Origin of the sequence: Bradyrhizobium sp., from assembly GCF_035701725.1 — a bacterium.
Lineage (GTDB): Bacteria > Pseudomonadota > Alphaproteobacteria > Rhizobiales > Xanthobacteraceae > Bradyrhizobium.
This window is the reverse complement of the sequence record NZ_DASSRP010000194.1, coordinates 1-6,687: the sequence shown is the minus strand read 5'-3', so window position 1 is coordinate 6,687 and position 6,687 is coordinate 1. Positions and strand designations below refer to the sequence as shown.

7 protein-coding genes are annotated in these 6,687 nt (G+C 60.2%); all 7 read left to right on the top strand.

The features are described 5' to 3' along the window. The first annotated feature begins 81 nt into the window (after positions 1-81). Positions 82-426 (top strand): hypothetical protein, encoded by a 345-nt coding sequence (locus tag VFL62_RS11315; RefSeq protein ID WP_325172463.1) that lies wholly within the window; start codon positions 82-84, stop codon positions 424-426. A gap of 72 nt (positions 427-498) precedes the next feature. Then, positions 499-924: an Hsp20/alpha crystallin family protein gene (locus VFL62_RS11310; protein WP_325172462.1), complete on the top strand. Its 426-nt coding sequence runs from the start codon at positions 499-501 to the stop codon at positions 922-924. An 11-nt stretch (positions 925-935) separates the two neighbouring features. Further along, the gene (locus VFL62_RS11305; RefSeq protein WP_325172461.1) at positions 936-1,334 is read left to right on the top strand and encodes an Hsp20/alpha crystallin family protein; all 399 of its coding nucleotides are present in this window, start codon (positions 936-938) and stop codon (positions 1,332-1,334) included. A 247-nt stretch (positions 1,335-1,581) separates the two neighbouring features. After that, positions 1,582-2,037, top strand: coding sequence for an Hsp20 family protein (locus VFL62_RS11300; RefSeq protein ID WP_325172460.1), 456 nt, complete (start codon positions 1,582-1,584; stop codon positions 2,035-2,037). 97 nt (positions 2,038-2,134) lie between these two features. Beyond that, positions 2,135-2,422, top strand: coding sequence for a hypothetical protein (locus tag VFL62_RS11295; RefSeq protein WP_325172459.1), 288 nt, complete (start codon positions 2,135-2,137; stop codon positions 2,420-2,422). Beyond that, positions 2,419-2,595: a hypothetical protein gene (locus VFL62_RS11290; RefSeq protein ID WP_325172458.1), complete on the top strand. Its 177-nt coding sequence runs from the start codon at positions 2,419-2,421 to the stop codon at positions 2,593-2,595. The genes VFL62_RS11295 and VFL62_RS11290 overlap by 4 nt, the downstream gene beginning before the upstream one ends. Positions 2,596-3,337: 742 nt before the next feature. Then, positions 3,338-6,687, top strand: a 3,350-nt coding sequence (locus VFL62_RS11285) for a GAF domain-containing protein (RefSeq protein ID WP_325172457.1), incomplete at its 3' end; no start/stop codon positions are given.

The window sequence follows — 6,687 nt, the reverse complement described above, 5'->3', positions numbered from 1 at the left end:
GGGCTGCTCTCAATTGGCTCATGCTGGCCTCAAGCTTCGCAACGATCGCATGGTTGAGTTTTCGAACGACAGGAGGATGAGATGATCTTGGATCAAACCATTGGCTCCGCTCGTGCGGAGGGACATTTGAATCACGTCGGTCGGCGCCTCATGGGAAGTCTGCTGACCGCTGTGTTGGCGCTCATTCTGGTTCTGGCGTCTTTGACTAATTTGGCCGCAGTGGAGGCTTTGTCGCAAACCGCTGAAACGGCCAGTCACACTCTGCCGCTGCCACGAATTCAGTATCTCGAGTCGATGCCGTGGATGGACTGGAATGCGTCAGCGCCGACACTGCGGATCGATACGCTGATGCTGCCCGGAGGGCCGCCCTGGGGTGACCCGCAAGACCTTCAGGTGGTGACCAAAGGTTCAACGACGTTGAGCTGAATTACGCCATGACGGCGCAGTGCTGGCGGCGAAGCGGTCCGCATTGCGCCCCAGTTCAGTGGGAGGAAACCGATGTTTGCAAGCTTCAATGACCCGTTCGAGACATTGTTGACCCTGCAACGCGCCCTGGACTCTCGCATCGCGAGCGACTGGATGGGCCGCGGGACGGCCGCAATCGGCAGTTTTCCGCCGATCAACATCTTCCAGAAGAACGATGATTTCGTCGCGGTTGTCGAACTGCCGGGCATCGACAAAAACGATCTGGAGATCGAGGCGAAGGAAAATACCATTCGCATCCGAGGCAAGAAGACGATTGCCTACGGTGAACAAGCGAGTATCCATCGTCGCGAGCGCATCACGGGCGTGTTCGACCGAACCTTGTCGGTGCCAATTCGAATCGAGCCGGACGGCATCAAGGCTGAATACCGGGACGGCATCCTTGCGCTGTTCATTCCGCGTGCCGAGGCCGACAAGCCGCGTTCGATCAAGATCAGCTAGGGAGTAGGGCCATGTCAGAGCCGCAAGAGCTGCAGGTTCAGCAGAAGCGTGAGGTCGACAAGAAGATCGAGGGCACGACCCCCGGGCGGGCCTTTGTACCGGTAACGGATATTTTCGAAACGCCCGAGGCGCTGACCGTCGTGCTTGAAATGCCAGGCGTCGACCGCAACAGCATCGAGGCGAATGTCGAGGACGACATCGTGACCATCGAAGGTCGGATCGATTTCGCGAAATACGAGGGCATGCAGCCGGTCTACACCGAATACAATGTCGGCCACTACGCGCGCAGCTTTGAAATTTCCAACAAGATCGACCAGAGCAAGATCAGCGCGCAAATGAAGGACGGCGTGGTGACGATCGTGCTGCCAAAGGCGGCGCAGGCCAAGCCGCGAAAAATTCAAGTGGCTTGAGGGCCAGCTTTGGCGCGCGGGCGGCGAAGGGGCGCGCCGTCTCGCGCCGATGGCTGGGACGCGCGCTGCGAGAGAAAATTTTGCGGACCCTCTTGAACTTTTGAGTCGATTTTGTATTTGGATTTTGCCGCGTGAGCGGTGTTGGGTGCCAGATTTGGGCCCAGCGGATTGACCGGGCGCCGGACAACTGTCTTGCACTGGTGTCTAGCGCTCCTTCGTATCCAGCTTGCTCCTAGGAGGACTTGGTATGAGGACTTACGATTTTGCCCCCCTTTGGCGTTCGACGATCGGTTTCGATCGGCTTTTCAATCTCCTCGATGAAACCCAACACAGGGCCGAGGATAACTATCCGCCCTATAATATCGAACGGCTCGGCGAAGATCGCTATCAGATCTCGCTCGCACTCGCCGGTTATAACCGGAACGAGATCGCGGTGACCGCAGAGCAAAATGTTCTGACGGTGGAAGGTCGCAAAAGCGACAAGGACCAGCACCAATATCTCTATCAGGGCATCTCCGCTCGGCCTTTCAAACGGCAGTTCAATCTTGCCGACTATGTCCAGGTGAGGACGGCGAGCTTCGACAACGGCTTGCTCCAGGTCGAGCTTGTTCGCGAAATTCCCGAAGCCATGAAGCCGAAGCGCATTGCGATTAACGCCGTCGGCTCGAGCGAACTGAGTCAGATCGAAGCCAAGGCCGCCTGATTACCGGACCAGGCGCCAAGGACCAGGCGCCAAGGTTCGTGCCGCGCGGGCGTGTCCCGCGCGGCATCCGTCAACCCGTCTCAGAATGGAGGAAACGATGCGGCCGACGACCGCGCTCGACAGCAACCTACTCGATTTCGATTCCTCGCTTCATCCCAGGACTGGATTCGAGCTGGCCCGTATCCGTACTCACCGCAGCAATATCCACCGCTATCGCAGACTGCTGCGGACGAAGTTGTCCGATCTCGAGCGTGACTTCATCGAGAGGCGGATGGCGCACGAACAGGCCGCGCTCGACGCTTTGGTCGCCGAGACGCTCCCGGCGGCGTTCACCATCCCGAACGAGTCGCCATCCGCTTCCTCGCGCGAAAGCAGGGCGTCATGAATATCCAGCACCTGCTGATCCGCGGCAGCGAGAAGGTCGTCAGCCATTACCGTCTGCTGCTCGCCAGCGCGAAGGCCGAGCAGGAGCGCGAACTTTTCATAAGCCGCATTGAGCGCGAGCGACGGCTGCAGAATGCGTTCCGCGGCGACCGCGCGGAGAGGTTCGCGCCGTGACCCGGGCCGAAGACGACCGCTTCGCAACGTTCGATTTCGTGCTGAAGCAGCACGGACGGGGCAGGTGGAAATGGTCTGTCCGCGCCGCTGATGGCCGCGTGATCATGAGGGGCTCTGAGTTGAGCCGCGGGGGCGCGAGATACAGGGCAGAGCGAGCGCTGTTTCTCCTGCTGTGCGCAAGTGCCTCGCGCGCTCCCAAGCTGTTGCCGCCGGACCGATCTGAATTGGCGGCCCATTCGCCAGCACAGGAAGGCTTCAGCATCAAAGCCTCAGGATCGTCGAAAATTCGGGAGCGCAAGGCCGGAAACGGCGCTTAGTTGCCTTGCCACTCGCGCCCACGATGTCCGCTCCCGACGATATTGCGTCGCTCGTGCGCTTCATGCAGCGCCGTCAGGCGAGCCAATGGTCGGAACGAAATCGCGCCCATGCGCTGCAATTGATTGAATTGGGCGCCTGCCGGCCTGAAAGAGATCGAGCGTGCACGAAAGGACGGGGGGTGGAACGCCGCGCAGCGAAATTGGAAAGTCGGACTTGCGTGAGCAATCCCGCATTTCGTGCGCCGTCGATGGCAGCAGGGACATCAGTTTACTCGCCGAAACGACGGCGGCGTGACCCTCAAAACCGACATTTTGGTTGGTTGGACCCGGTCCAGCTCTAGCCGACGTCGGGCGGTCATGCTTTGATGTCCTTCCGCGCGGAGCAGACTTCCGTCCGGCCTCTATATTATTCTGGAATTTGATTTGTGATTGACAAGCTTGCCGAGGGTCCACAGCAGGTCATCAATGACCTGCAACGCAGGCTCGACGAATCCCTTGCCCAGCAGGCAGCCACGGCAGACGTGCTTAGGGTCATCGGCCGCTCGAGCTTCGACCTCCACGCCGTTCTCGAAACCCTGATAAACTCTGCCGTCAAGCTGTGCGGCGCCAATCGCGGTGCGATCTTTCTTCGCGATGGAGAAGTCTATCCGCTAAGAGCGGTCTCCAGCGCAAGCCCGGAATTCCTGCAATATTGGGCGGCAAATCCGCCGAGGGCAGGCCGTGGTTCAGCCACCTCGCGGGTCATCGCGTCGGGAAAGGTCGAAGTTATTCCCGATGTTCTGGCCGACCCTGAAATGCAGATGCCCGCGACGTCCTTGAATCGAATTCGCGGGACGCTGGGTGTACCGCTGCTCAGGGACAACAAGGTCGAAGGCGTGATGGTCCTGACGCGGCCCGAGCCGGGCCCGTTCACCCAAAGCCAGATCGATCTGGTGCAGACCTTCGCCGACCAGGCGATGATCGCGATCGAGAATGCCCGCCTGTTCGATGAGGTGCAGGCGAAATCCGCCGACCTGCATGAATCACTTCAGCATCAGACCGCGACCGCCGAGGTGCTCGAGGTCATCAGCCGCTCGCCCCGTGAACTCGACCCGGTGTTCCAGACAATTCTGGCCAGCGCGAGCGACATTTGCGCAGCCCAATTCGGCAACTTGTTTGTTCTCCAGAAGGATGGCGGCCTCCATTGCGCCTCGACCTTCAATCTGCCTTCGGCGTTCGCGGAGACGTTTTCGCGCCAGGCGGTCATCTACCCGCCGCCGATCGATCCGCTGGGGCGGGTGATTGCGACCCGGCAGCTCGTCCATGTCACCGATGTGAAACAGGAGCCGGCCTACGTCACCGGTTTTCGCCCGTTTATGGAACTGGTCGAACTCGGCGGGGCGAAGACGATTCTGCTTGTGCCGATGTTGAAGGAAGACCTCCTCGTCGGCGTGATCGCAATTTTCCGGCAGACGGTGCATTCGTTTTCCGACAAGCAGATCGAGTTGGTGACGAGCTTCGCCAATCAGGCGGTCATCGCCATCGAGAATACGCGCCTGTTCAACGAGACCCAGGATGCGCTCGCGCGTCAGACCGCAAGTGCGGATATCTTGCGCGTGATCAGCAGGTCACAGACGGATGTGCAGCCGGTGTTCGACGCCATTGTACGGACCGCCGTCCGCCTGATCGGCTGTGATCGTGCCTTCTTCATGCGCGTCGACGGCCAGACGTATACGCCCGTCGCCGGCGTAAACCGCGACGGCCCCGTTGTTTTAGGCCCCCGGCAGCCGATCGATCCCGCCGCGAATTTCCCCTCTCGGGCGATCGCAACAAAGCAGATGCTGCATCTGCCGGACTGGTCCCTGATCGAACTGCCAGAATATGAGCGCACGATCCGTGAGCTGCACGGCGCCAGATCCTCGCTGCTCATGCCGCTGCTTCGTGGAGACGACTGCATCGGGCTTTTGGCCCTGGTCGCAAGTCAGCCAAACGCGTTCAGCGCGACCGGGATTGCGCTCGCCGAATCTTTCCGGGATCAGGCCCTGATCGCCATCGAGAATGCCCGCCTGTTCAGCGAGACTCAGGAGGCGCTGGAGCGGCAGACTGCGACCGCCGATATCTTGAAGGTGATAGCAAGCTCACCATCGGACGTGCAGCCGGTGTTCGAGGCGATCGCGACGCGGGCCAACGGCCTTGTTGGCGGCTTTTCCGCCACCGTATTCCGCTTCATCGACGGAATGGCCCATTTGATGGCCTTTACTCCGACCACGCCCGAAGCGGACGATGTCCTGAAGTCCACGTTCCCGAGTCCGGTCGAAAGCTTCGCACCGTTCCAGATGGCCCGGGACGGCGAGGTCACGCAGGTTCCCGACACGGAATCGCTCACCGATGAAATCCTGGAGATCGCGCGCGCGCGGGGCTTCCGCAGCATGCTGTTCGCACCGCTGATGAACAAGGGCGCCTCGATCGGACTGATTGCTGTCACCCGTCTTCAGACCGGTGCCTTCTCGGACCATCACGTGCAACTGCTTCGAACCTTCGCCGACCAGGCGGTGATCGCCATTGAAAACGCCCGAATGTTCGATGAGGTGCAGGCGCGGACGCACGATCTCTCGGAGGCTTTGCAGTTCCAGACTGCAACGTCGGACGTACTCAAGGTCATAAGCAGTTCGCCGGACACTCTGCAGCCGGTGCTTGATGTCATCGTTGAAACGTCGCGGCATCTATGTAGTGCCGTGACATCGTCAATCTTCCTGCTGAGGGATGGCCGATTCCACATCGCGGCGCTATCCGGGGCGACGCCTGAATACCTGGAGTTTTTGCAAGCCAATCCAATCGCACCGGAGCAACGCGGATCGTCGACCGCAAGGGCCGCGCGCGAGAAGCGCACGGTGCATATCCCCGACATCAGTGCCGACCCCGAATTCGGCCAGGGTCATATGGCAGTGGGTCACCGGCGAGCTTTGCTTTCAGTGCCATTGATGCGCGAAGGCGTCGCAATTGGTATGATTACCATGACCCAACCCTACCTCACCCCCTTTACTGAGCGACAGATCGAGGTTGTCCAGACCTTCGCCGAACAGGCCGTGATTGCGATCTCGAACGTGCGATTGTTTGAACAGGTACAGGAGCGCACCAGGGAGCTTTCGCTTTCGCTCGACGAGTTGCGCACCGCGCAGGACCGCCTGGTGCAGACGGAAAAGCTCGCCTCGCTCGGCCAACTCACGGCCGGCATCGCGCACGAGATCAAGAACCCGCTCAACTTCGTCAATAATTTCTCGGCACTGTCGGGCGAGCTGATCGACGAGCTCAATGACCTGCTCGGATCGGCTGCACTCGACGACAAGACGCGCGAGGAGATCGACGAACTCACCGCGATGCTGAAAGGCAACCTCGACAAGGTCGTGCAGCATGGCAAGCGCGCCGATTCGATCGTCAAGAACATGCTGCTGCATTCGCGCGAAGGCACGGGTGACCGCCGGGCCGCCGACATCAATACGATCGTCGAGGAGAGCCTCAACCTTGCCTATCACGGCGCGCGGGCCGAGAAGTCCGGCTTCAATATCACGCTGCAGCGCGACCTCGATCCGTCTGCCGGGGTCATCGATCTTTACCCGCAGGAGATCACGCGGGTGTTCCTCAATCTCATTTCCAATGGCTTTTACGCCGCGAACAAACGCAAGGAAGCTGGCGACGACGGCTTCGAGCCGTTGCTGAGGGCGACCACAAAAAACCTCGGCAACAAGGTGGAAATCCGCATCCGCGACAACGGCACCGGCATCCCAGCCGAAGTCAA

Coding starts and splice junctions, on each gene's coding strand:
- VFL62_RS11295 (WP_325172459.1), top strand. CDS start 2,135: ATGCGGCCGACGACCGCGCTCGACAGCAACCTACTCGATTTCGATTCC.
- VFL62_RS11290 (WP_325172458.1), top strand. CDS start 2,419: ATGAATATCCAGCACCTGCTGATCCGCGGCAGCGAGAAGGTCGTCAGC.
- VFL62_RS11305 (WP_325172461.1), top strand. CDS start 936: ATGTCAGAGCCGCAAGAGCTGCAGGTTCAGCAGAAGCGTGAGGTCGAC.
- VFL62_RS11300 (WP_325172460.1), top strand. CDS start 1,582: ATGAGGACTTACGATTTTGCCCCCCTTTGGCGTTCGACGATCGGTTTC.
- VFL62_RS11310 (WP_325172462.1), top strand. CDS start 499: ATGTTTGCAAGCTTCAATGACCCGTTCGAGACATTGTTGACCCTGCAA.
- VFL62_RS11315 (WP_325172463.1), top strand. CDS start 82: ATGATCTTGGATCAAACCATTGGCTCCGCTCGTGCGGAGGGACATTTG.